Raw genomic sequence first — 22,940 nt, forward strand, 5'->3', positions numbered from 1 at the left:
TTTTCAATTTTTAAGGTATCATTTATTTTCCGACTACAGAAATTCGTTGTTATAAAAAAATAAAACAGGGGTATAAGAATATTCAGGGGTGAAAAAATAATGAAAAAAAAGAATCAAAAACCTGATCGTGGTGACCTCCAACAAAACCTTTCAGAAAAATTTGTTTGGGCCATTGCATATGGTTCATGTATTGGTTGGGGCTCATTTATCCTACCAGGTGACTGGATTCAATCATCCGGACCTATTGCCGCATCTATCGGTATTTTTATCGGTGCCTTACTTATGATTGTGATTGCGGTAAGTTACGGTGCATTAGTTGAACGCTTTCCTGTGTCAGGTGGCGGCTTTGCATTTAGCTTTTTAGGGTTTGGACGTTATGTCAGCTTTTTCTCAGCATGGTTTTTGACGTTTGGATACATATGTGTCGTAGCGTTAAATGCGACAGCTTTTAGTTTATTAATTAAGTTTTTACTGCCAGATGTGATTGAATTTGGCAAACTTTATACCATTGCTGGCTGGGATGTCTACATTACTGAAATCTTAATTGCATCCTTCCTTTTACTCGTCTTTATGTTGATTGCGATTAAAGGGGCAAGCGTTTCAGGTTCATTACAATATTATTTCTGTGTGGCAATGGTCGTTGTCGTCGTCCTACTTTTCATCGGTTCATTCTTTGGTGCTAACTACTCATTAGATAACCTAAAACCATACAATGGCACACATTACGGTTGGTTCCAGGCGATTATTATGATTGTCGCTGTTGCACCGTGGGCCTATGTCGGCTTCGATAACATTCCACAAACCGCAGAGGAATTTAGTTTCTCTCCTAATAAAACATTTAAATTAATCGTATATAGTCTACTTGCAGCAAGTTTGACCTATATCTTAATGATTTTATACACAGGCTGGTTATCAGGTGGCAGTAGCGATTTATGGTTGACAGGTTCTGTAACGAGAGAAGCATTCGGTACAATTGGGCTAGCAGTACTAAGCATTGCGATTATTATGGGGATTTTCACAGGCTTAAATGGTTTCTTATTAAGCTCAAGTCGTCTGTTATTCTCAATGGGCCGTTCAGGCATTATGCCATCATTATTTAGTACATTACACAAAAAATATAAAACACCTTACGTTGCGATTATATTCTTAGTCGCGATTACATTGATTGCGCCGTGGTTAGGACGTACTGCGTTAACATGGATTGTTGATATGTCATCTACAGGCGTGTCTATCGCTTACCTTGTGACGTGTCTTGCAGCGGTGAAATTGTTTAGTTTTAATAAAGACAGTCAAACTTATGGACCGGTGTATAAAGTGTTTGCGATTATCGGCTCTATCTTTGCATTCGTCTTTTTATTATTATTGTTGTTACCATTTTCACCGGCGTCATTATCGATGCCATCGTATATTGCATTAGGTGGTTGGACGATACTTGGATTAGTGTTCTTCTTTATTCGTTTGCCTAAGTTACGTCGCATGGATAAAGATGAATTGACACAATTGATTTTGGATACAAGAAAACGTGATGTTGAAAAAATGATAGAAGAATAATTGATTTTGAAATGTTGAAAGCATGATGCACATAAAATTAATAGTTAGGGGATTGGACATAAAAATTTTTGATGCTATTGATGCAATATTTTTGTTAAACTTGCCCTCCCTATGATTTGTAGCTTTAGATTGCCTTCAAGGCTTCGCTTTCCGAGGGGCTGGCCCTTCGACTAACTAACGCTTGATTAAACAGTTACATTTGTCGAGGCGTTAGTGGATTCTCCGGACCAGCTGATCCCTCAGGAGTCTCAGCCTTCTGGCAATCTTATATCAAATATAGCGAAACTGAGGTCAAGTTTATGAAATCAATAGCATCAACGTTCTATCCCATTCATCCTCATTTCCCAACTACTTTAAAATCAATTAATCAGTCAAATATATATGAATGGATTGAGGCTTAAAATTATTATGTCCCAATCCATTTTTTGTTTTGTCAGTATAAACAATGTGTAAATTAAGTTTAATTACGCACACTCTATTTTGCCAACAAAAAAGACAGACGTTTGCCTGTCTTTTTCAACTTTATTTTCATTCAACTATAATTTAAATGCTGCGATGGCAAGCATGAGCCAGCTAATGACAAACAAAATGCCACCAATTGGCGTAATTGCACCAAGGACACTTACTTGTGTTAAAGATAAGATATACAGTGAACCACTAAAGAATACGATACCTAAAAACATGAGCCAACCTGCCCAACCGACGTTAAGGTTCAGTGCACCCCCGATAATACCAATCAGTACAAGACCTAAGCCATGATACATTTGATATGTTGTCGCTTTCTCCCATACTGACATATAATGTTCTGATAATTTCCCGTCTAATGCATGCGCTCCGAAAGCCCCTGTACCGACTGCCATTAAAGCGTTCAATGCACCTAAAATAATAAATACTTTCACGATATTTCCTCCTCATCAAAGTTACAATTAAAAATCAAATATTGAAGCACCATTTCCGATTTCATCATCCGTCACCATACGTTGATCTGAAGTCGTTGACGTGTTTTGACTGGAAGATGACACTTTACCGCCCATCAATCTAATCTCTTCATCTGTCACTTGTGTCGACGTTTGTCTTTTCGGTGTGACGGGTGAAGCTGAACGTGATGATGTACTTCCATCGTTCGACATTTCTTGCCCCGTATAGAGTGCCGTTAAAGCGTGGATGGCATACATATGTTTTTCAAAAGCTGCATCAGTCGTCGCGGCATCTGCTTGAACCAATTCGTGTTCCAACAGTTGAATCAGTTTGTCTTTATTCATGCGCTCCCTCCTTTTGTTCACACCAATGAATCGGCGCTAAACCTTGTCCTTCAAGATAAGCATTCGTTCGAGAATAAGGTTTGGAACCAAAAAAGCCTCTATGTGCCGACAATGGGCTTGGGTGTGGTGACTTAATCACATAGTGGCGTGATGTATCAATCAGGCTTTCTTTTTGTTGTGCAGGTCTGCCCCACAGTACAAAGACGACGCCAGTTTTATAGTCAGATATCGCTCGGATAATTTCATTTGTAAATGTTTCCCAGCCAATATCTTTATGTGAATGTGCTTGGCCTTGGCGCACTGTCAGAACGGTATTCAATAACAATACACCTTCTCTCGCCCAATCTTGTAAATGTGGCGATGTCCGTTGACAACCGATATCGTCAGCAAGTTCTTGATACATGTTTCGCAATGAAGGTGGAAATTTTGCACCCGGTTGCACTGAAAATGCTAAACCATGGGCTTGATTTGGGCCATGATAAGGATCTTGTCCCAATATCACAACTTTGACATTTTCGAATGGCGTGAGGTCAAACGCTTGATAAATGTTTTTGCGTTCAGGGTAAACAATTTGCGTCGTATATTCTTTTTCTAAAAAGTCATGCATCGCTTTAAAATCATGCTTTTCTTTAATTTCATGAAATATTGTTGACCAATCCATCTTCTTCACCTCAGCCACATTTTAACATAATTTCGCCTGCCTCACCGCTTTGATTCAATAAACATTTTTATAGCAGCCGTTCAACGCGCATGCTAAAATGGTGAACATAAGCATATTGTAGCGTACAGCAGTTACCATCCTCATTATGGTATGATGTAACAGATGTACAATTGAAGGAGTGAATGAACGATGGCTTTGAAAAAAGTATTAACGATTGCAGGATCAGACACAAGTGCAGGCGCGGGGATGCAAGCCGACTTAAAAACTTTCCAAGAGTTAGACACGTACGGCATGGTCGCACTTGCGGCAATTGTCACAATGGATAAAGAAACTTGGTCACATGATGTGAGCCCTATCCCATTTGATGTCTTCAACAAACAACTTGAAACAGTCATTAGCGTAGGACCGGATGCAGTCAAAACAGGTATGCTCGGTAGCGAAGAAATCATCCAACGTGCCGGAGAAGCATACACAGAATCAGGCGCAAAAAGTTTCGTCGTAGACCCAGTTATGGTATGTAAAGGTGAAAATGAAGTGCTTAACCCAGGAAATACTGAAGCGATGATTAAGTATTTATTACCAAAAGCAACTGTTGCGACACCAAACCTTTTTGAAGCAGGTCAATTATCAGGCTTGGGTACGTTAAAATCAATTGAAGATATGAAAAAAGCAGCAAAAATCATCCACGAGCAAGGTGCACAACACGTGGTGATTAAAGGTGGTAAAGCGTTAGATCAAGATAAATCATACGACTTATACTATGATGGTGACAAGTTCTATCAACTCACAACGGATATGTTCCAACAAAGTTATAACCACGGTGCAGGCTGTACATTTGCGGCAGCGACAACAGCCAACTTAGCTAATGGCCAAACACCAAAAGAAGCCGTGATTAATGCCAAAGCGTTTGTAGCGTCTGCCATTAAAAACGGTTGGAAAATGAACGATTTTGTCGGACCTGTTGATCATGGTGCGTCAAATCGTGTTGAACAAATTGAAGTTGAAGTGACAGAAATTTAATTTTCTGAGCACGCGGATTCAAATGCTATTTTATTCATTATCATAAGCATGACTCAAACCTTGATGTATTGTATCGTTGAGCCCAGTAATCTCGCTCACATTGCAGTACATCAAGGTTGTTTTTTGTAATGGGACATACCTTTTAACCGTTCAATCATAGCGCATTTTGAGTATTTTACAATATAATTTGTTAGAATTTTCTGTTTTTTAAAAGAGATTGTGCTATAATCAATTGCAATTATAAGCAGAGTGGTAAGGATATCAACGCATTTGATCATTTTATTTTATAGGTGATAAAGATGAAAATTAAATTACTACAACCCAAACTATTTCTCATTTATGTTTTTATGTTGATTACGGCTTTGGATGGCTTGGTGATTCCGACGCTAGTGGCTGGTATCATTCGTTCGGTTGAAATCAAAAGTCTTTCCTCACTCATCCATTATTTTATTTTCGGTATCATCGGTTACTGTACAATTCGAACTGGTTTATACCTATGGAATCTGTACCAACAAAAGTATATTCTAGACTTCAATCATACATATAAAGGAAAAATGATACGAAAATACTTTTCAGGAAACCATGCATCTATGCGCGCCGATTTATTAAGTTTTATTATTAATGATTTCAAATTTCTTGAAACCAACTATATCAAATCTTTGTTTTTATTTATATACTGTGTCACTTTTTCTATTATCTCTGCAACGTATGTCCTTGTGATTGATTATCAGCTCGGTTTATTATTTATACTCTTTTCAACTATCCCTGTCATTACGCCTAAGCTCTATAAAAATAAAATCAAACAGTCCACAGATACATGGTCTTCGGATTCTTCTCAATTTGTAGATCGTCTCAATGAATATTTTAGTGCGCTGACAACGATAAGATTATTTAATAAACAGTCTTTCTTCCAGTCTGCTTTAACAAATCGATTGCATCATCTAGAAAAAAGTAACTATACCGTGCAGAAAAACCTTTATCAGTCGAATTGGGTGACGCACTTATTATCCGGTGTGAGTTCGTTTGTCCCTTTATTTATCGGAGGACTTTTCGTAATTGAAGGCCACCTTTCTTTGGCTGCTTTAATGGCAGTTTATTTGGCGAGTGATCGCATCGTTACGCCAGCTGTAAATGCGATAGATTATTATAATAAATTGCGGTCCTCAAATACGATTGTTCGTAAATATAATCATTTTATCGCCTCACTCACTCATGAGAATAGTGACGTACAAAATGTTTCAAATAGACCGGCCTCGACGCTCCTTCCTATAAAGTTTGAGGACATCTTGCATCAATATGGTGACCGCATCATATTTGAACATGTACATTTAACGATTAATCAAGGAGATCATATCTTATTAAAAGGGCCTTCAGGAAGTGGCAAGTCTACTTTTTTTAAACTGCTATTGTTACTTGAGCGACCGCAAAAAGGACAATTGCTTTTTAATAATATAGATTCACAGCAAATGCGTTTTACTGATTTAGTTCATTCTATTCACTATTTCGAACAGAGCCCTTTTATCTTTAATGCGTCCATACTATTTAATATTACATTAGGCGAATCGTTTGATGATGATCAACTCGATACTGTAATTGAGCAATGTCATTTAAGTGATTTCGTTCAGACACATGGATTAGAGTATCATACAGGCGTCAATGGAGATCGTTTGTCAGGGGGTCAAAAGATGAGGATTGCATTGGCACGTATTATGATTAGAAAGCCAAAGTTTGTGCTACTTGATGAATTTTCTGCAGGATTAGATAAAGAAAATGCAGATTTTATAAGAAGTATCATACACCAACAAATTGAAACAGTCATTGAAATTACACATGATGAAAGTATAGCCTCAAACTATTACAATAAGACTTACCAGATTAAGAACAAAAGCGTCACAGAATTCACATAAAAACAGGTACTCAAAAAGCGATGCCGCATCTCCTATAACAATAGACATGTTCATCGCTTTTTATAAGTTTAACTGCATTGCATTCCTACATCTCTTTGACCTCTATGACGAGTTTCAGCTGTTCATCCATTCCCAACACTTGAATTTGCATGTTGTTGCGATACCAAGTGACTCGTTCATCGACACCAATCGGATTTTTATAACGTACGGCGATGGGTTCAACTGCTGCTTCAACACATATACGTTGCACAACGAGTTGGCCTGGAACAATATCGGTATGTATCGGGTTCGTATCATTTACCAATGCTAAGTAGTACTGCACGTCTTCTGTTGAAAAATGCATTATGCTGCCTCCCGACTAACAAAAGTTTGTATGATACGACAATGGCATGTGTCGCCTTGCTCGAATGATAATGCCATTTGATAACGTTGAAATGACTTGATTTGTTGGACTTTTATCACTGCCATCGTCACTTGATAATACACGCCTACTTTTAAAGGGTGATGTGCTTCAATTTCTGTCGCTACAAGTTGAATTGCCGCCTCTTTAAACGGTCGAAATAGCGAAAAAAGTGGCCATACTCGTGCAGTCATTAATAAAGGCACGGTGGTCGACTGTGGCATATTAAAAAATTGCTGATAGTGTTGCACTACGTCGTCGTCAAAACAGTAATCTTTAACTTCACGGTCGCCAACGTTCAAAAAGTGCTGCATTACCCATACCTCCTCCAATGCCCATTGTCGCAATCGTACTTTGTGCATCTTTCATATAAAACAGACGGGTGACTAAAATCGCACCACTCGCACTATAAGGATGACCGATTGCAATCGCACCACCATAACGATTCAGCTGCGTTTCCTGAATGTTTAAGGCACGTACAGACGCTAACACTTGCGCACTAAAAGCTTCATTCAATTCTACAGCATCAATTTGGTCTATCGTCTGTTGTTGGCGTTCTAAAATACGCTGCACTGCAGGTACAGGACCGATACCTAATACGTGCGGATCCACTCCTTCAATCGCATAATCCACAAACATCAGACCTTCTGACATACCAAGTTCGCGTGCTTTTTCTTCAGACATGACCGCAACTAGGCAGGCGCCGTCGTGTTTGAGACAACAATTACCGACCGTCACTGTCCCCCCTTCACGTAACGGCTTTAATCGTGCAATCCGTTCATACTGAAGATGTGGCTTAACGCTTTCATCTTGTGTCATCAGCTGACCTTTCACCATTAATGGCAATATTTCAGCTGACATCACCCCCGTCGCAATCGCTTCACTCGCACGGTGGTGACTGCGAACTGCGAAACGATCTTGATCTTCACGTGATACACGATACTGTTCTGCCACGTTGTCTGCCGCTTCAATCATACTCGGATCTTGACCCGCTGGCGCAAATGGGGCACGGTCATAAAATGTTGGTTGCGTTGTCGGATAAAGTGATGTCGGCTTTTCCATTTTCCAAGGTGCACGACTCGTACTTTCGACACCGCCTGCAATGTAAAAGTCTCCCGCACCACTTTCAATGAGTCGACTCGCCAAATGAATCGCTTCAAGGCCCGAACCACATTGACGATCAACCGTGAGACCTGGCACAGAAACATCTATCCCTGCCTCGAGCAAACTCTTTCGCGCAATATTGCCCCCTTTACCGACAATATTACCGAGAATGACATCATCCAAATCATTGAGTGAACAAGGTAATGTCGCTTCAAAATGTTCGAATAACGGTTTGAGTAATTGTTCAGGCTCCCATTTTTGAAGTTGGCCGCCATACACTCCAATTGGTGTTCGTTTTGCTGCAACGATGACTGCTTTCTTCATTGAAAATCACCCCTTTCATAGCAAGTTTGTGCCATTTTTCGTGAAACTTTTCCACTCCCAGTATATGGCAGTGATGCGACGTGAATGAATTTTGAAGGTATTTCATATCTCGATACACGTGATGACAGCCAGTGTCGAATCATTTGAACGTCCAATTGCTTCGGACCAGTGTAAAGGGCAATCGCTAACTCACCTAGCTTGTCGTGTGGACGTCGTACGATGACCGTATCTACAATTTCTGGCCATTGCTTGAGGTGTTGTTCAATCACAGCAGGATACACATTCTTCCCACCAATAATCAAACGATCTTTGACACGACCTTGTAAATACAGCACATCCCCTTCAATTCGAGCGTAATCGCCTGTCGCTATCCATTCTTCAACTGCGTCCTCACCGAGATAGCCTGAAAATATCATCGGGCTTTTCACAAACAATTGTCCGATACCGGCATCGTCTCGCTCTCTCAAAGTCACCGTCACATTTGGAAACAAGCAGCCCACAGAATCGAGGGGCGCAGTTTGATGACGATTGACACTAATAAAGCTTGCTTCCGAAGTGCCGAAAAACTCATCAATCGTACTTTCTGGAAACACTGCTTTAAGTTGTGTATGACGACTGGGTGGTAATTTGTCCCCAGAAATAAAAATGTGACGTACCCACTGTGACTGTTGTCCTAAATGGATGCCATCGTAGACCATTGTAGGCACGAGAAATAATGCGCACGTTTGTTGAAGTTCTGCAATATACGACAGACCTTTTGCCATATCATACCGATCTTGCCCCATAAACGTTTTGCCATTCCATAATGCATAAATCATGACGTATAACGTTAACGAATGGGCATACGGGCCGAGTGCCATATACGTCTGTGTCGAGGAATCTAACAATGTATCATTCATTTCAAAGGAAGCCATCCATGACGGTAAATCTCTCATAAAGCCTTTCGGTAACCCTGTCGTGCCTGACGTAAAACCAATATGTAACAATTGTGGAATCGTCGGCGCTTCATGTGAGGGTTCATATGAAGTAGACGTCACCCCTTCATCTCCCCATATATAAGGCATGCGGTGTAATCGAATAAGCGCATCACGTTGTTCCGTTGACCACTGTGGCCCGAGCACACACGGCACACCTTGGCGTACGAGCACTGCTAAATAAGCCACAATAAAGTCCGACGTTTGGGTATGCATTAACACGACATTTTGATACGCCATATTCGTGGGTAACGCTTCACTTTCCTTTTGGACATCTTGCCATAAGGTTTCATACGTGACCGTCACGTCGTCCATCCAAATCGCAATATGTTCCGGTCTTTCTACTGCATATGCTTCAAGTCGCTTTAACAATTCCAAACTTCATCACACTACTTTTACAGTTTTGCTTTATTTTAACATAGCACTCGCTTTCCACATATGTGAACTTCATTTTTATACTTCCTTAGTTCATATGATTATATTTTGTATGATGTCATCACGCATCATGCAAAATTTAACGCAATGATAACTGAAAAATATTCGTGTATTTCCATATGAAAAGGCCGGGTCATCGTGAAATGCCCAGCCTTTCCCTAACTATATTTAAAGTGCTAACTTGGACGAATCAGGTCAAAGGTTTTGAAGTGATTGATTTTATTGCTTTCAAACCTCGTCCATGATGGCAAATAACATAGTAAATTTATCTCTCATTCTTTTCAGCAATAAGATGTTTATAAATAATATTTATCAATGACTTTTAAACCATCTGTCAATTCGTAAATCAGTGGTGCACCTGTTTTAATTTCATAGCCGACGATATCTTCATCTGAGACGCCTTCTAAATATTTAATCAAAGCACGTAATGAGTTCCCGTGTGCAGCGACTAATACTGTTTTACCGGCGAGGAGTTCTTGAGAAATTTGGTCGTTCCAATATGGGATCACACGCACCAAAGTATCTTTCAAACTTTCAGATTCAGGCATCACGCGTCTATCTAATAATTCGTATTTGCGATCTTTTAAATAGCGCTCGCGTTGTGCTTCATCTTGTGCTGGCGGCGGTGTATCGTAGGATCGTCTCCAAATATGTACTTGTTCTTCACCAAATTGCTGACGTGCTTCATCTTTATTTAATCCTTGTAAACCGCCATAATGACGTTCATTCAAACGCCATGATTTAACAACGGGTACAAAGAGTTGATCAGACTCATTTAATAAATGAAACGTTGTCTTAATCGCACGCTTCAATAATGAGGTAAATGCAATATCAATCTGAATTTCTTGTTCTTTCAATTTTTTTCCTGATGTGATTGCTTCGTTGTGACCTTGTTCGGATAAATCGACGTCTGCCCATCCTGTAAATAAGTTTTCAGCATTCCAGACGCTTTGTCCGTGTCTACATAAAATAAGTTTTGGCATGTTTTACCTTCTTTCTATGTCGTGAACGCCAGTGCCGCAACATTTGTTGATCAAAAATAGACGTTCACGTACTGATTATTGTACCAACAAATGCGCTTACTTTATTTTATAAATTGATTATAACAAGTTTTTTATGCTTTTTCATGATTCCAACATGATAAAATTTGAATATATTGAGTCATTTGCTCCCCCCTAATTCCAAAGAAGGGATGAAAATTTTTGATGCTATTGATGCAGTACTTTGTTTACTTGCCCTCTCACTATGAATAATGTTTTTGATTGCCCTCATGGCTTCGCTTTCCGAGAGGCTAGCCCTTCGACTAACTAACGCTTGATTAAACTGTTACACTTGTTGAGGCGTTAGTGGATTCTGGGAGCAGTACAGAAATCTCATGTGCAACAAAGATTTCGTAGTACTGCCCCCGCAAGGCTGACTAGACTTCTCAAAAGTGATCGCATTGAGAAGTCAGACAGCTACTGCGATAAACAGCAACCATGATTAAACATTAGAACTCGCATTAAGCCCTTGTATTATCCCTCAGGAGTCTCAGCCTTCTGGCAATCTTAGACCCAATACAGAGAAACTGAGGTCAAGTTTATGAAATCAAGAAAACAATAGCATCAATTTTTTATACGCCAATCCCCCTCATTTTCCGATTGCTTTAAAGTCATTAATGAATCATAAATTTTGGGATGGATTAAGACTTGAAATTTTCTATATTTCAATCCCTTCATCACGTACCAATTGAATGGTTTTAGAAGCGAGTGTTTCTACAAAATGTGCATTATGATCAATCGCAATCATGGTCGGTTGTGCGTTTGCCAACATGTCAATCAGTTGGTCCACAACATAAAAGTCCAGATAGTTGGTCACTTCATCCCACATCAACAAACTGTTTTGCTGAATGAGTGAATGCGCAATCAACACTTTTTTCTTTTCGCCATCACTCCAGCCTTCCGTTTGTCGCGTCGCAAACTTTCTCTTATCGACTCCTAATTGATAAAGTAAATGTAGAAATTTCTCCTTTTGAGGTTGTGGCAAAGATTGAAACCATTGATTGTAACCATCTTGATACACATATTTTTGATCGACCACCGACGTCTTTTCAGGTAAATGAATGTCATACTCTCCTACAGTATCATACTGTTCTGGATGTTGTATAAAGTTGAATAATGTTGATTTCCCCACACCATTTTCACCTACAATAAATAATATCTCTGACGGCAACAACGTCACATTAATCGGCTTAAACAATGGTTTTCCATCCATTAATATTGAAAAATTTCTGAGTGATAACACCTGTTTTTTAACGACATCGACGTCCAATTGAATCGTTTCGACTTTTTCAACATTATCAATTAAGGCTTGCTTTTCCTCAATCTTCTTTTCATTTCGTTTCACTACAGCTTTTGACCGTTTCATCAGTTTCGCTGCACGTGCCTTATCAAATGAATCTTTGGAACTCTTTTCCCTCGACGCGCCCCACGATTTCAAACTTTTCGACACTTGATCTAATCTTTTAATTTCCTTCTTCAAAGCCGCATTTTTCTCTTGTGCCAGTTGATCTGCATGTGCTTTTTCGGTCTCCCAAGTTTTAAGATTGCCTTTAATCAACTCAATATTATTTTTATTAATCGATAAAATATATTCTACGGTGTGATCTAAAAATTGACGATCGTGACTAACGAGAATGTAACCTTTCTTTTTATCCAAATAGCGTTGCACCACTTTTCGACCTTCAATATCTAAATTATTCGTAGGCTCATCAATCAACGCAAAGTTATGTTCTTCTAAAAACAACTCTACAAGCAGCACACGCACTTGCTCACCACCGCTTAACGTATCAAAATCACGATACAACAATGCCGTATCCAAGCCGATTAACGAAAACTCTTTATAAATACGCCAAGGTTCTAAAGTTGGATTCCGTTCAAGCAACATCTCCTCCACAGTCACATATTGTTGAGGCTCTGGGTAAGCTGGAAAATATTTAAAAGTCACTGATGCCTCAATCTGTCCTTCATATTCAAGTTGGTTTAATAGCAATTTTAAAAATGTCGTCTTCCCTCGACCATTGCGTCCAATGAGTCCTAATTTCCAACTGTCATCGATGTTTAAATTGAGGTCTGTGAAAATAGCATCTGTATACTTAAAAGATAAATTTTTAATACGAATATGTCCCATCACTCTCACCCCTCACTATGCTTTTCTGGTTGTGTATGATATTGACGTGCAAACATAAAGGCATAAATAAGTAGTCCCACACCAACTACAGACAACATCAACCATGCAAGCTTGATTGAAAAAACATTGGACAGCGTGAGAAAAACAAAAGTGCCTATCGGGATTGTGAGCTGTACTAATGTATAAAAAATGCTTGTTACTGACGAGAGTACTTTGTCAGGTAACGTTTGCATAATAAAAGCATCAATTCTAGGGTTAGAAATCCCCATAAAGTAACCGGATAAAAACAGTAAAATGAGTAATGAATAGCGTTCTTCAATCAACAGTAAATTGAAAATAATCAACACAGTCAACATCATTTCAAAAATTAGATTCGCTTCAATCGATGTCTTCCTTAACGCCTTAAAAGGAAACATTGAACCAGTAATCATGCCTAACGCTTCAGCAGTCGTATAAAGTGTTAATGTAAAAGTGAAATTGAAAAATAACAACGCTTCATTTTCCGAATATGACAGGAGTAACAAACCTTCTTGCGCAAAACTGATTAGATTCATCAATGCAAAAATCATCGCAAAATGAAAGATTTGTTTGTATTTAAAGAGCGTTTTTAAATTTTTATAGCTATCTTGTACAACCGTTTTAACATTCAAACGCTCTCCCTCATAATAATTTTTTGAAGGTATCGCGATTTTGAATTGTTGGCGGTTACACCATAAAATATAAAACGACAATAAAAACAACAGTGCATTCAATAAACTGAGCAACGAAAAATTGTAATTTAACAGGACAATCAGACTCGCTCCACATAGCTTCCCTAGCAACCCTACTGTATGATGCAACCCATTATCAAGCGCCCGTGCATCCGTTAAACTTTCTGCCATTACAAGATGTTTCACAATAGGGATTTCCAAATAAACATTGTATAAAGAAATCAAATCCGAGACAAAGTTTAACAGGAGTAAACAGCCAAAAATGATCCAATTCGCTTCAAAAGACATCAAAAATGCAAACACCAAGTAGATAGTCATTTGCACTAATTTATTCATCAGAAACATACGATATTTATGTACTGTTCTATCTGAAAAATAGCCTAATAAAAAATCACCTATCATAGGAATCGTTGACACAATGACAATCGCACTGATCGCAAGTTTGGCATTTTCCATATTTTGCGCATAAACAATAAACACTAAATTAAACAACACCCCACCGATTGCACTTAACGCATTCGATGACATAAAAAACCTAAAATTTCTATTACTTCTCAAAATATTCATGGGACTGTACCTCATAAGATGAATCTATTTCATGAATCATTGAGATTGCTAGCACATCCATTTTGACTCTCAATCCCGACCGTCTTGGTTCAATCTTACACAAATATAGGCACATATACAATATAGAAGACGGAATTTTCTGTAATTTGAATGTAAAAAAGAGAGATGGGACATCATTGAGTTTCCCAGACCCTCTCCTACGATGAACGGAAATCAAAATATAGAAATGTACAATCAATTAAGGTTAATGGGAATAAAAATTTTTGATTTTGTCACCTTATAAGCTATCTTCATTGATTCGCAGCATTTCATTTCAAATTGCTAAAATGGCTGAGACTCCTGAGGGATAAAGTCGAAAACAAAATACCGTCATTTGAATTTGATAGTGGCTACTGTTTATCGCAGCAGCTGTCTGACTTCTCAATGCGCATGCTTTTGAGAAGTCTAGTCAGTCTTGCGGGGGCAGTACGACGAAATCTTTGTTACACATGAGATTTCTGTACTGCTCCCGAAAATCCAATTCGGCTTCATACCAGTGTACACTTTAATCAAGCCGAATTGAGTTGAGGCAAGTCCCCTAGGAACGCAAGTCCATGGCAACAATTGTGAAAATTTAAAAAAGTTATCAATGAAAGGGATTTGATAAAATGTATCAAAGAAAGACAATTTAAAAATTTTTATGTCCCCTCCCCCATACCACATTTTCTTTTTCTATCGCTGTCTGACCTCATTTTGATGTGCTAACAACGTATATGTCGTTTCAATATAAGGAATGTGGAGTTGATGTTTTTGACCTTGTCTGTAAATATAACCTTGAATCGCTTCAACTTCTGTCACGCGTTCGTTCATCGTATCATAATACATGCTCGTCGCACTTTCATCAGAAAAGATGCGATACGCCGCAATGACATCTTCTACAAATGAATCTTCGTACGTAATCCCTTCCGCATTAGCGACTTGCAAACCTTCTTTAAGCAAGTTTTTACATAATTCCAGCATACGTTCGTCTTTCAACAAGCGTGCGGTGTCTCGACTTAATGCAGTCAATGTGTTCATACCGAGGTTGAAAATCAATTTAAACCAAATCGCCTTCTCAATATTTTCTTCAAGTTCTAACGTGAGCTCAGTCGTTGAAATGGCCGCTTTCAATTGTTCAGTAAACGTATCTTTCTTCAACTGAATGCGGTAATCCTTGTCATGTCTCACTTTATCCTCTTGTTTTTCACCACTAATGTAAACGACAGCTTGGTACGCATCGTAGCCCTCTAATTTTGGAAGTAAGCCACTACCATTTTGTGCTAAAATCACTTTCGATTGCGCGTGTGTGATGGTTTTCAGTTGTGGTAAAATCGTATCAATTTGATGGGTCTTCACCGCAATAAATACCACATCGAACGTCGTCGTTACAGATGACAACGCTTTGACAGGGATACTTTTACGTTCTCCTGTGTCGCGCTCTTCAAATGTCATGACTTTATCTTGTCTCCCTAACAATGTTACATCTAGCGTATCCAATGCTGAAGCAATCGCTGTTCCTACCGCACCGGGCCCAATGATGGCTATTTTCATCTCGTTCATCCTTTCAATCGCAAAGTTTTAATGCCATTTCTCGTCCTTTTATAGTTATATCTCAATATATTCTTTTTTTATTTATAAGTAAAGCGAGTTGATTGTGTGTTGCCAACGCCGTGTCGCGCACATTTCTTCTTTATCTCTTAAATCGACATCATCCCCACTGTTTCAACCCTTCCATCTATTCAAAAAAGCTAGTCCCTACATCCTTATTGTAGAAACTAGCTCTTTCATCGACTTAAATATGTCATTCTATTCACTTTACTCTAAATTCGCATGATTGTTTTGCATCGTCGTTTCATCAACGTCCCATGCGGTCATGAAGTCTAATACAACACCATCTAACATCAACTGTGCACTTTGTTCAAACAAGCTGCCGAGCGGTTGTTCTGAACCTTCAGCCTGATGTTTCGTACCAGCTGGAAGGACGAGCGTCACTGCTGCCAATTCCCCTATCTTAGAATCTGCTGCTGTCGTGACTAATACAATCGTAGCACCGACTTCATGGGCTTTATCGGCTAACAATTTTAAATGCGTTGTCGAACCTGAACCGGAAATAACAACGAGTACATCATCTTTTTGAATGGACGGTGTCGTTGTTTCGCCGACGACATGTGCTTTTTTGCCAAGTTGATTCAAACGCATCGCAAAACCGTTCGCGACGAATCCTGAACGGCCTTTACCTGTCACAAACACCGCTTCTGCATCAGATACAGCTTGTTCAAATTGCGCTATCGCTGGGTCATCCACTTGTGATAACGTTTGTTCGATCTCACGGCAAATCAGTTCAAACTGCTGTTGAATGGCCATCTTATTTACCTTCAATCGCTTCACGGATTTGTTTAGCCGCTTCACGTGGATCGTCGGCGTTTGCGATACCGCCACCTACGATAATTAAATCAGGACCTTCATCCGCAACTTCTTTAACTGTTTCTGGTTTAATCCCACCAGCGACAGCGATTTTAGCGTTTTTGATGACTGATTTCACTTTTCTTAAGCTTTCTAACGGTGATTGACCTTCAGCTTGTAAGTCATAACCGATATGCACTGCGATATAGTCTGCACCTAATGCGTCGATTTCTTTCGCACGTTTTTCTAAATCTTGAACAGCAATTAAGTCGACCAGTAATTCTTTACCATGCTTGTGCGCTTCTTCCACTGCATTTTTGATGGATGCATCTTCAGCCACACCTAAAATTGTGACCACATCTGCGCCAAATTTCACAGCTTGGCTCACTTCATAGTCTGCCGCGTCCATAATTTTTAAATCGGCTAATACTTTCACATCTTCATCTTTCACGTTATCTTTTAGATGTTGAACAGCAGGTAAACCTTCATTAATCACGATAGGTGTCCCAATTTCAACGATATCCACATAGTCCGTTACTTTTTTCGCAAGTTCTGCAGCGTCTTCTTTATTTAATAAATCAATGGCTAATTGTAATTCCATGATTCCATCAATCCTCCGTCATGTTTTGTCTCTCACAGTTGGTGGATTACCCTTTTCAAAAGAGATTAAACATGTCGGATTTCTAGTTCAACACTGCTTACTTTTCAATTTCAGGCATTGCCGCGTCATCCACAAACACTTCAACATGCGGATGACGATGTAAAATCGTAGCCGGCACATCTGTTGTTACTTCTTGGCTCATTAAATGACGAATGGCTTCACGTTTTTGCTCACCAAACGCTAACAGAATGATACGTTTCGCTTTCATAATTGAACTCAATCCCATTGAAATGGCGTGTTTTGGCACATCATCAATTGAATCAAAATAGCGGCTGTTCGCTTTAATCGTACTTTCAGTCAAATTGACACAATGCGTTAAACTTTCAAACGGTGTCCCCGGTTCATTAAAACCGATATGACCATTTTGACCAATACCTAAAATTTGAATATCTAACGGACCGCCTTCTTCTAATAACGATTCATAACGTGCGGCTTCTGCTTCAATATCTTCTGCTTCACCATTTGGAACATGGATATTTTGAGCAGTAAAATGAGGATATGCATCGAATAAGACATTTTTCATATATTGGCAATAACTTTCCTCGTGATCAGAAGCTAAGCCGACGTATTCATCGAGATTAAACGTTTCAACTTGAGACACGTCGATTTGATTTTTTTGGAGTAATTCCACTAAATAGTCATACACTTTGACCATTGTGCCACCCGTCGCTAATCCTAAACGGCTGTCTTTTTGGTATAACATTTGTTTAAATAATTCGCTCGCAACGTAAAAAGATGCGTTCGCTTCACTACCTAAATTGATAATTTTCATCGCTATTTTTCCTCCTCAATCATTTTGACGAAGCGTTTTGTAATATCGCGTGGTCTCGTAATGGCACCACCAACGACTGCCGCATACACGCCTAAATCCATCACCGTTTTTAACATTTCGGGTGTAATGACATTGCCTTCAGCGATCACTTTTTGAGATACGTTCGCTAACACGTCTTTCAAAAATGCAAAATCATTCGCGTATAACACTTGGCCCGTCGTTTGTTCTGTATAGCCGTGTAACGTTGTACCGATATAGTCAAAGCCAAGACGCTCTGCATTTTTCGCTTCTTCTACTGTCGCGATGTCTGCCATCATTTCGACATGAGGTGCCGCTTTACGAATGTACTGTACTAACGCTTCTAAATCTTCAGCAGGACGTTCACGCAATGTCGCATCCATCGCAATCACTTCACATCCGCTTTCTAACAGTTCATCCACTTCTTTTTGCGTTGCGGTAATAAACACAGAAGAATTGTCATAGTCCCGCTTCACAATACCGATGACTGGCAAATCCACCTCTTCTTTAATTGCTAAAATATCTGCTTTCGTATTCGCTCTAATCCCCACAGCGCCTCCTTGTTGTGCAGCTAACGCCATTTTCCCCATAATAAACGATGAATGGAGTGGCTCATCTGGTAACGCTTGGCAAGATACGATTAATCCTTGTGATAAATTCATCTAATGACTCCCTTCTAATTGTTCTTCTACTTCATTTTTAATGGTCGAAACGTGAGGTCCATATACAATTTGAATGTCCTCTTCCTCCCTGTTCACTCTCAATATATCACTAAGAAAATTTTCGTCAACAAAATACGTTGTTTTGGAAATTATTTTCAAATATACTGAATTTAAAAGGAGGATGACGATGAAAATTGAAAATCGTATTCAACAAAATCAACACCTTTTCACGAAAGTCGACCAACAAATCGCTCAATTTATTTTATCGCTTGATGATGATACGAACTTAGGTGCCATTAATCACTTAGCTGATGCGATTGGTGTGTCACCTTCTAGTATTACACGCTTTGCCCATAAATTAAATTATGACAGCTTCCAATCGTTTCGTTTCGCAATCCAACACGAACTGCAAACTGAACCGATACACAATAGTCCTTCCATACAAATTTTGCATCAACATTATCGTTCAATCATGGATCACACTGGAGAATTTCTCGTTGAAGATGACTTGATGTACCTCGTCAATACAATTCAACAAAGCGACAAAATCATTTTCATCGGTATTGGCAGCTCTGGATTAAGCGCACAAGAATTGTACTTTCGCACTTCTCGCATGGGATTTAATACCCTGGCTATTACTGATGCGCATTTAATGACCGTGATTGGACATATGTGTCAAGGTAATACAACCATCGTTGCTTTTACGAATAGTGGTGCCACGAAAGAAATTATGGACAGTTTGAGTCACGGTCGTGAAAATGGCGCGACGATTATAGCCATTTCTCATTTTCGAACGCCTGCACTTGAACAATACTGTCATCGCATCATTATGACAGCTGATCGTAATCAAACCCATGACGCTTACTTTATTAATTCTCAACTTGCCAATCACTTTATTATTGATTTATTAAGTTACCATTTACTCCAAGATGAAGCGCGGTTGGCACATTTCACCTCGAGCTATCAACAACTGTTGTCAAAAAGAGCGCCCGCGACTTATTCGACGCATGATTTTCACCGTCTACAAGATTAAACTGAGCAGAGGTATATTAATTTGGAGTCATTTTTAGTAAAATAGATAGATAATCATAATCAGGAAGGCAGTGAGTCTTTTGCAACCGATTACAGAAGAAGCGGTACAAGCATTACTTGACGAATACGCAAATCAACCTGTCTATCTTCACGTTGAAACGACAAATGGCGCTTATGCCAATCACTTCGATCAACGTGTGTTTAATGCAGGTACTTTTTTAAGAAACATCCAAGTCACATACCAACATGCACAACTTAAAGGGGGACAAAAAGACCCTTACCGTGTAGGACTGAAGCTCGGCGAACATAGCTGGGTATACGTTCAAGGTTTAACGCATTATGAAGTGACTGAAGACGGTATGTTTTTATTGGCAGGATTCAATTATGAAGGACAACTTGCGGCAGCACTTGAAATGAGCCACAAGCCTTTTAAAGCATAGAAAGGAGTTATGATGATTATGACAACTGAAAAACATATTCTTGTCATCTTCCCACACCCGGACGATGAGACATTTTCTTCTGCAGGTACGCTTGCACGTTATGTTGATGAAGGTGTGCCAGTGACATATGCATGTCTGACACTCGGGCAAATGGGACGCAATCTCGGCAACCCACCTTTCGCCACACGTGAATCACTGCCTGATATTCGTGAACGTGAGCTTGATGACGCTATGAAAGCAATTGGTATTACAGATTTACGTAAAATGGGCTTGCGTGATAAAACAGTAGAATTTGAACCCGTGGAAGAAATGGATGCGATGGTGCAATCACTTATCGATGAAACACAACCTTCCACGATTATTTCATTTTATCCAGGTTTTGCTGTACATCCTGATCATGAGGCAACAGCAGAAGCGGTCGTGAGAACTGTCGGTCGTATGGAGGTTTCGCGTCGTCCAAGACTGCAATTAGTCGCATTTAGTAATGATGCCGTTGAACAATTGGGCGAACCCGATATCGTCAATGACATTTCAGCTTATCGAGACCGTAAGTATGCCGCATTTGAAGCACATCGTTCGCAAACGGGACCTTTCCTTGAGCAACTTGCCAATCCACAAGGTGACGTTTCAGGTGCGCCTAAAGATGCCGCAAACTTTTTAACAACTGAAACATTTTGGACTTATTCATTTAAATAAATAACGTATTGCACATGCATGTGACATTTTAGTGGAGGAAGATACATGACTGAATTCGATTTATCGACACGTGAAGGTCGTTGGAAACATTTTGGTTCAGTAGATCCGATCAAAGGAACGAAACCAACAACCAAAGATGAAATGACCGACCTTCAAAGTACACATAAGAATTTTTTGTTTGAAATAGAAGAAGTAGGCATTAAAAATCTCGTGTACCCCGTATGGATTGATCAATATCAAACCGCTGGGAACTTTAGTTTTTCAACAAGCCTCAACAAAGACGAAAAAGGCATTAATATGAGCCGTATCTTAGAATCTGTAGAAGCGGAATATGATAATGGCATTCGTCTTGAGTTTGATGCATTAACACAATTAGTAAACCAATTGAAAAGTCGCATGAAACAACACAGTGCTGGTGTAGATGTGAGCGGTAAGTGGTTCTTTAATCGCTATAGCCCCGTTACACAAATGAAAGCAGTCGGTCATGCGGATGTGACTTATGGTTTAGCGCTAGACAATGATGCAGTGTCTCGTAAAGAAATCACGATCGAAGCCGCTGTCACAACTTTATGTCCTTGTTCAAAGGAAATCAGTGAGTATTCCGCACATAACCAACGCGGTATCATTACAGTGAAAGCATATCTCGATAAAACGACAACACTTCCAGAAGATTACAAGGAAGTCATTTTAGATGCGATGGAAGCCAATGCAAGCTCCATGTTGTATCCAATTTTAAAACGTCCGGACGAAAAGCGCGTGACAGAACGTGCTTATGAGAATCCGCGTTTTGTGGAAGATTTAATTCGTTTAATTGCGGCTGATTTAGTCGAAGTCTCATGGTTAGAAGGCTTTGACATTGAGTGTCGTAACGAAGAATCGATTCATCAACATGACGCATTTGCGAAATTGAAATATCGAAAATAATGGGATAGCCCTCAGTTCCTATGATTTTTAGATTTTGACTGCCCTCACGGCTTCCCTTTCCTAGGGGCTGGTCCTTCAACTAAATTCGGCTTGATTGAAGCATTACATTAGATGGAAGCCGAATTGGATTTTGGGAGCAGTATAGAAATCTCATGTGTAACAAAGATTTTGTAGTACTGCCCCCGCAAGGCTGACTAGACTTCTCAAAAGCGAGCGCATTGAGAAGTCAGACAGCTACTGCGATAAACAGCAACCACTATTAAAGTAAAGAAGTGACTGTTAGCAGTATGCACTTATTCCCTCAGGAGTGTCAGCCTTCTGGGCAATTTTACAATATACACAATGAAAATGAGGGCAAGTTTATGAAATCAAGAAAAACAATATCATCAATTTTCATGTCCAATTCATCCTCATTTTTTGACTATTTTATAATTATTAATACATCATAAAACCATGATAAAGACTGGGAAAACTAATGTCCCAGTCTTTTCCTTTTTAGATCAGTGATCATCAATACAATAAAATTGCTTCAATTACCGCGCACATAAAAACAAATTTCAATAGCGACTAGCACACTTTCTCATTCAAAGCGTTAAGATCAATCACACGGTCAGCTTGTTTGGCTTGCTCAATATTATGCGTGACAAGTACGATGGTTTTATTATCGTGATCACGCAACTGTCGTATGAATTCGAACGCGATGTCTGCGAGTTTTGGATCAAGCGCACCAGTCGGCTCATCAGCTAAAATGATGTCCCCAGGTTTTAAAATCGTTCTCGCTACCGCTACACGTTGTTGCTCTCCACCCGATAAAGTATTAATTTTGTCATTCAATAATGCATCAATTTCAAGTTTCTGTAACACTTGCTGAATTTTGTTGATTTTCTCTTTCTGGCTGATTTTGACATACTCGAGCGCCAGTAATAAGTTATCTTTTACAGTCATATCAGAAATAAGCGCATAGGATTGAAATAAATAATTAATCGTATGTCTTCTCAATTTTGTCGCTGCAGCTGAGTTAATGTTGGGAATTGCCTGATTGTAAATTTTGACTTCACCCGTTTCTATCGTTTCTAAAAGTCCTATCATATTGAGCAATGTTGATTTCCCACAACCTGATTTCCCAACAATGGCTACAAATTCTCCTTGATGAATATCAAGTGAAAAATCACGGATAATCGTTCTACTTCCAAATTTTTTCGTTATATGATTGATTTCAATTGCTTTCATT

The 22,940-nt window shown here is 39.3% G+C and carries 23 protein-coding genes; 7 read left to right on the forward strand and 16 right to left on the reverse strand.

From position 1 onward, the window contains the following. Positions 1 to 99: 99 nt before the first annotated feature. The gene (locus tag CCE82_RS05665) at positions 100 to 1,551 is read left to right on the forward strand and encodes an APC family permease (RefSeq protein WP_086428446.1); all 1,452 of its coding nucleotides are present in this window, start codon (positions 100 to 102) and stop codon (positions 1,549 to 1,551) included. 536 nt (positions 1,552 to 2,087) lie between these two features. Here the strand turns inward: CCE82_RS05665 and CCE82_RS05670 are convergent. The 3 genes from CCE82_RS05670 to CCE82_RS05680 are packed head-to-tail and all read right to left on the reverse strand — an operon-like array spanning position 2,088 to position 3,483. Then, positions 2,088 to 2,450, reverse strand: coding sequence for a DUF423 domain-containing protein (locus tag CCE82_RS05670; protein WP_014614702.1), 363 nt, complete (start codon positions 2,448 to 2,450; stop codon positions 2,088 to 2,090). Between the two features lie 27 nt (positions 2,451 to 2,477). After that, a complete protein-coding gene (locus CCE82_RS05675; RefSeq protein WP_086428447.1) occupies positions 2,478 to 2,813 on the reverse strand; it encodes a DUF5327 family protein in 336 nt (111 codons plus the stop codon). Beyond that, a complete protein-coding gene (locus CCE82_RS05680; protein ID WP_338062202.1) occupies positions 2,806 to 3,483 on the reverse strand; it encodes a uracil-DNA glycosylase in 678 nt (225 codons plus the stop codon). Before CCE82_RS05680 ends, CCE82_RS05675 begins: the two co-directional genes overlap by 8 nt. A gap of 180 nt (positions 3,484 to 3,663) precedes the next feature. Between CCE82_RS05680 and thiD the strand changes: the two genes are divergently transcribed. Continuing rightward, positions 3,664 to 4,494, forward strand: a complete 831-nt coding sequence (gene thiD / locus CCE82_RS05685; RefSeq protein WP_086428449.1) for a bifunctional hydroxymethylpyrimidine kinase/phosphomethylpyrimidine kinase — start codon at positions 3,664 to 3,666, stop codon at positions 4,492 to 4,494. Positions 4,495 to 4,793: 299 nt separating this feature from the next. Then, positions 4,794 to 6,401 carry an ATP-binding cassette domain-containing protein gene (locus tag CCE82_RS05690; RefSeq protein WP_086428450.1) on the forward strand — a complete coding sequence of 536 codons (1,608 nt, stop codon included), beginning with the start codon at positions 4,794 to 4,796 and terminating at the stop codon, positions 6,399 to 6,401. Positions 6,402 to 6,486: 85 nt separating this feature from the next. Here the strand turns inward: CCE82_RS05690 and CCE82_RS05695 are convergent, their stop codons facing one another. The 12 genes from CCE82_RS05695 to CCE82_RS05750 all read right to left on the reverse strand — a co-directional run bounded on the left by CCE82_RS05695 (position 6,487) and on the right by CCE82_RS05750 (position 18,617). Continuing rightward, complete coding sequence (locus tag CCE82_RS05695) at positions 6,487 to 6,744, reverse strand: hypothetical protein (RefSeq protein ID WP_086428451.1); 258 nt, start codon at positions 6,742 to 6,744, stop codon at positions 6,487 to 6,489. Beyond that, on the reverse strand, positions 6,744 to 7,115 hold the full coding sequence (locus tag CCE82_RS05700; RefSeq protein WP_086428452.1) for a hypothetical protein: 372 nt from the start codon (positions 7,113 to 7,115) through the stop codon (positions 6,744 to 6,746). Before CCE82_RS05700 ends, CCE82_RS05695 begins: the two co-directional genes overlap by 1 nt. Then, a complete protein-coding gene (locus tag CCE82_RS05705; RefSeq protein ID WP_086428453.1) occupies positions 7,084 to 8,229 on the reverse strand; it encodes a thiolase family protein in 1,146 nt (381 codons plus the stop codon). Before CCE82_RS05705 ends, CCE82_RS05700 begins: the two co-directional genes overlap by 32 nt. Beyond that, positions 8,226 to 9,575: an AMP-binding protein gene (locus tag CCE82_RS05710; RefSeq protein WP_086428454.1), complete on the reverse strand. Its 1,350-nt coding sequence runs from the start codon at positions 9,573 to 9,575 to the stop codon at positions 8,226 to 8,228. Before CCE82_RS05710 ends, CCE82_RS05705 begins: the two co-directional genes overlap by 4 nt. Positions 9,576 to 9,934: 359 nt before the next feature. After that, positions 9,935 to 10,621 (reverse strand): 2,3-diphosphoglycerate-dependent phosphoglycerate mutase, encoded by a 687-nt coding sequence (locus CCE82_RS05715; protein WP_086428455.1) that lies wholly within the window; start codon positions 10,619 to 10,621, stop codon positions 9,935 to 9,937. 715 nt (positions 10,622 to 11,336) lie between these two features. Further along, positions 11,337 to 12,806, reverse strand: coding sequence for an ATP-binding cassette domain-containing protein (locus CCE82_RS05720; RefSeq protein ID WP_086428456.1), 1,470 nt, complete (start codon positions 12,804 to 12,806; stop codon positions 11,337 to 11,339). 5 nt (positions 12,807 to 12,811) lie between these two features. Further along, positions 12,812 to 14,083, reverse strand: a complete 1,272-nt coding sequence (locus CCE82_RS05725; RefSeq protein WP_086428457.1) for an MFS transporter — start codon at positions 14,081 to 14,083, stop codon at positions 12,812 to 12,814. A 711-nt stretch (positions 14,084 to 14,794) separates the two neighbouring features. Next, a complete protein-coding gene (locus CCE82_RS05730) occupies positions 14,795 to 15,652 on the reverse strand; it encodes an oxidoreductase (RefSeq protein ID WP_086428458.1) in 858 nt (285 codons plus the stop codon). A gap of 264 nt (positions 15,653 to 15,916) precedes the next feature. Next, the gene (hxlB, locus tag CCE82_RS05735) at positions 15,917 to 16,465 is read right to left on the reverse strand and encodes a 6-phospho-3-hexuloisomerase (protein WP_086428459.1); all 549 of its coding nucleotides are present in this window, start codon (positions 16,463 to 16,465) and stop codon (positions 15,917 to 15,919) included. A gap of 1 nt (position 16,466) precedes the next feature. Then, the gene (gene hxlA, locus CCE82_RS05740; RefSeq protein ID WP_019169037.1) at positions 16,467 to 17,105 is read right to left on the reverse strand and encodes a 3-hexulose-6-phosphate synthase; all 639 of its coding nucleotides are present in this window, start codon (positions 17,103 to 17,105) and stop codon (positions 16,467 to 16,469) included. A gap of 97 nt (positions 17,106 to 17,202) precedes the next feature. Then, on the reverse strand, positions 17,203 to 17,937 hold the full coding sequence (gene nagB, locus CCE82_RS05745; protein ID WP_086428460.1) for a glucosamine-6-phosphate deaminase: 735 nt from the start codon (positions 17,935 to 17,937) through the stop codon (positions 17,203 to 17,205). Between the two features lie 2 nt (positions 17,938 to 17,939). Beyond that, positions 17,940 to 18,617 (reverse strand): N-acetylmannosamine-6-phosphate 2-epimerase, encoded by a 678-nt coding sequence (locus tag CCE82_RS05750; protein WP_086428461.1) that lies wholly within the window; start codon positions 18,615 to 18,617, stop codon positions 17,940 to 17,942. A gap of 187 nt (positions 18,618 to 18,804) precedes the next feature. On the opposite strand from CCE82_RS05750, the gene CCE82_RS05755 reads away from it, so the two are divergent. The 4 genes from CCE82_RS05755 to folE2 all read left to right on the forward strand — a co-directional run bounded on the left by CCE82_RS05755 (position 18,805) and on the right by folE2 (position 21,709). Then, positions 18,805 to 19,650 (forward strand): MurR/RpiR family transcriptional regulator, encoded by an 846-nt coding sequence (locus tag CCE82_RS05755; RefSeq protein WP_086428462.1) that lies wholly within the window; start codon positions 18,805 to 18,807, stop codon positions 19,648 to 19,650. A gap of 79 nt (positions 19,651 to 19,729) precedes the next feature. Next, on the forward strand, positions 19,730 to 20,089 hold the full coding sequence (locus CCE82_RS05760; protein ID WP_019169042.1) for a YojF family protein: 360 nt from the start codon (positions 19,730 to 19,732) through the stop codon (positions 20,087 to 20,089). Between the two features lie 18 nt (positions 20,090 to 20,107). After that, positions 20,108 to 20,785: a bacillithiol biosynthesis deacetylase BshB2 gene (gene bshB2, locus CCE82_RS05765; protein WP_086428521.1), complete on the forward strand. Its 678-nt coding sequence runs from the start codon at positions 20,108 to 20,110 to the stop codon at positions 20,783 to 20,785. Between the two features lie 45 nt (positions 20,786 to 20,830). Then, a complete protein-coding gene (folE2, locus tag CCE82_RS05770; RefSeq protein WP_086428464.1) occupies positions 20,831 to 21,709 on the forward strand; it encodes a GTP cyclohydrolase FolE2 in 879 nt (292 codons plus the stop codon). A gap of 567 nt (positions 21,710 to 22,276) precedes the next feature. Here folE2 and CCE82_RS05775 read toward each other — a convergent pair. Further along, positions 22,277 to 22,939 (reverse strand): ATP-binding cassette domain-containing protein, encoded by a 663-nt coding sequence (locus CCE82_RS05775; protein ID WP_086428465.1) that lies wholly within the window; start codon positions 22,937 to 22,939, stop codon positions 22,277 to 22,279. Position 22,940 lies beyond the last annotated feature (1 nt).

This window comes from Staphylococcus cornubiensis (genome assembly GCF_900183575.1).
In the GTDB taxonomy this organism is placed as follows: domain Bacteria; phylum Bacillota; class Bacilli; order Staphylococcales; family Staphylococcaceae; genus Staphylococcus; species Staphylococcus cornubiensis.

Bases quoted from the DNA above. Each gene is read 5' to 3' on its own strand.
- CCE82_RS05665 (WP_086428446.1), top strand. From the start codon at position 100: ATGAAAAAAAAGAATCAAAAACCTGATCGTGGTGACCTCCAACAAAAC.
- CCE82_RS05675 (WP_086428447.1), bottom strand. From the start codon at position 2,813: ATGAATAAAGACAAACTGATTCAACTGTTGGAACACGAATTGGTTCAA.
- thiD (WP_086428449.1), top strand. From the start codon at position 3,664: ATGGCTTTGAAAAAAGTATTAACGATTGCAGGATCAGACACAAGTGCA.
- CCE82_RS05690 (WP_086428450.1), top strand. From the start codon at position 4,794: ATGAAAATTAAATTACTACAACCCAAACTATTTCTCATTTATGTTTTT.
- CCE82_RS05695 (WP_086428451.1), bottom strand. From the start codon at position 6,744: ATGCATTTTTCAACAGAAGACGTGCAGTACTACTTAGCATTGGTAAAT.
- CCE82_RS05700 (WP_086428452.1), bottom strand. From the start codon at position 7,115: ATGCAGCACTTTTTGAACGTTGGCGACCGTGAAGTTAAAGATTACTGT.
- CCE82_RS05705 (WP_086428453.1), bottom strand. From the start codon at position 8,229: ATGAAGAAAGCAGTCATCGTTGCAGCAAAACGAACACCAATTGGAGTG.
- CCE82_RS05715 (WP_086428455.1), bottom strand. From the start codon at position 10,621: ATGCCAAAACTTATTTTATGTAGACACGGACAAAGCGTCTGGAATGCT.
- CCE82_RS05720 (WP_086428456.1), bottom strand. From the start codon at position 12,806: ATGGGACATATTCGTATTAAAAATTTATCTTTTAAGTATACAGATGCT.
- CCE82_RS05725 (WP_086428457.1), bottom strand. From the start codon at position 14,083: ATGAATATTTTGAGAAGTAATAGAAATTTTAGGTTTTTTATGTCATCG.
- CCE82_RS05730 (WP_086428458.1), bottom strand. From the start codon at position 15,652: ATGAAAATAGCCATCATTGGGCCCGGTGCGGTAGGAACAGCGATTGCT.
- hxlB (WP_086428459.1), bottom strand. From the start codon at position 16,465: ATGGCCATTCAACAGCAGTTTGAACTGATTTGCCGTGAGATCGAACAA.
- hxlA (WP_019169037.1), bottom strand. From the start codon at position 17,105: ATGGAATTACAATTAGCCATTGATTTATTAAATAAAGAAGACGCTGCA.
- nagB (WP_086428460.1), bottom strand. From the start codon at position 17,937: ATGAAAATTATCAATTTAGGTAGTGAAGCGAACGCATCTTTTTACGTT.
- CCE82_RS05750 (WP_086428461.1), bottom strand. From the start codon at position 18,617: ATGAATTTATCACAAGGATTAATCGTATCTTGCCAAGCGTTACCAGAT.
- CCE82_RS05755 (WP_086428462.1), top strand. From the start codon at position 18,805: ATGAAAATTGAAAATCGTATTCAACAAAATCAACACCTTTTCACGAAA.
- bshB2 (WP_086428521.1), top strand. From the start codon at position 20,108: ATGACAACTGAAAAACATATTCTTGTCATCTTCCCACACCCGGACGAT.
- folE2 (WP_086428464.1), top strand. From the start codon at position 20,831: ATGACTGAATTCGATTTATCGACACGTGAAGGTCGTTGGAAACATTTT.
- CCE82_RS05775 (WP_086428465.1), bottom strand. From the start codon at position 22,939: ATGAAAGCAATTGAAATCAATCATATAACGAAAAAATTTGGAAGTAGA.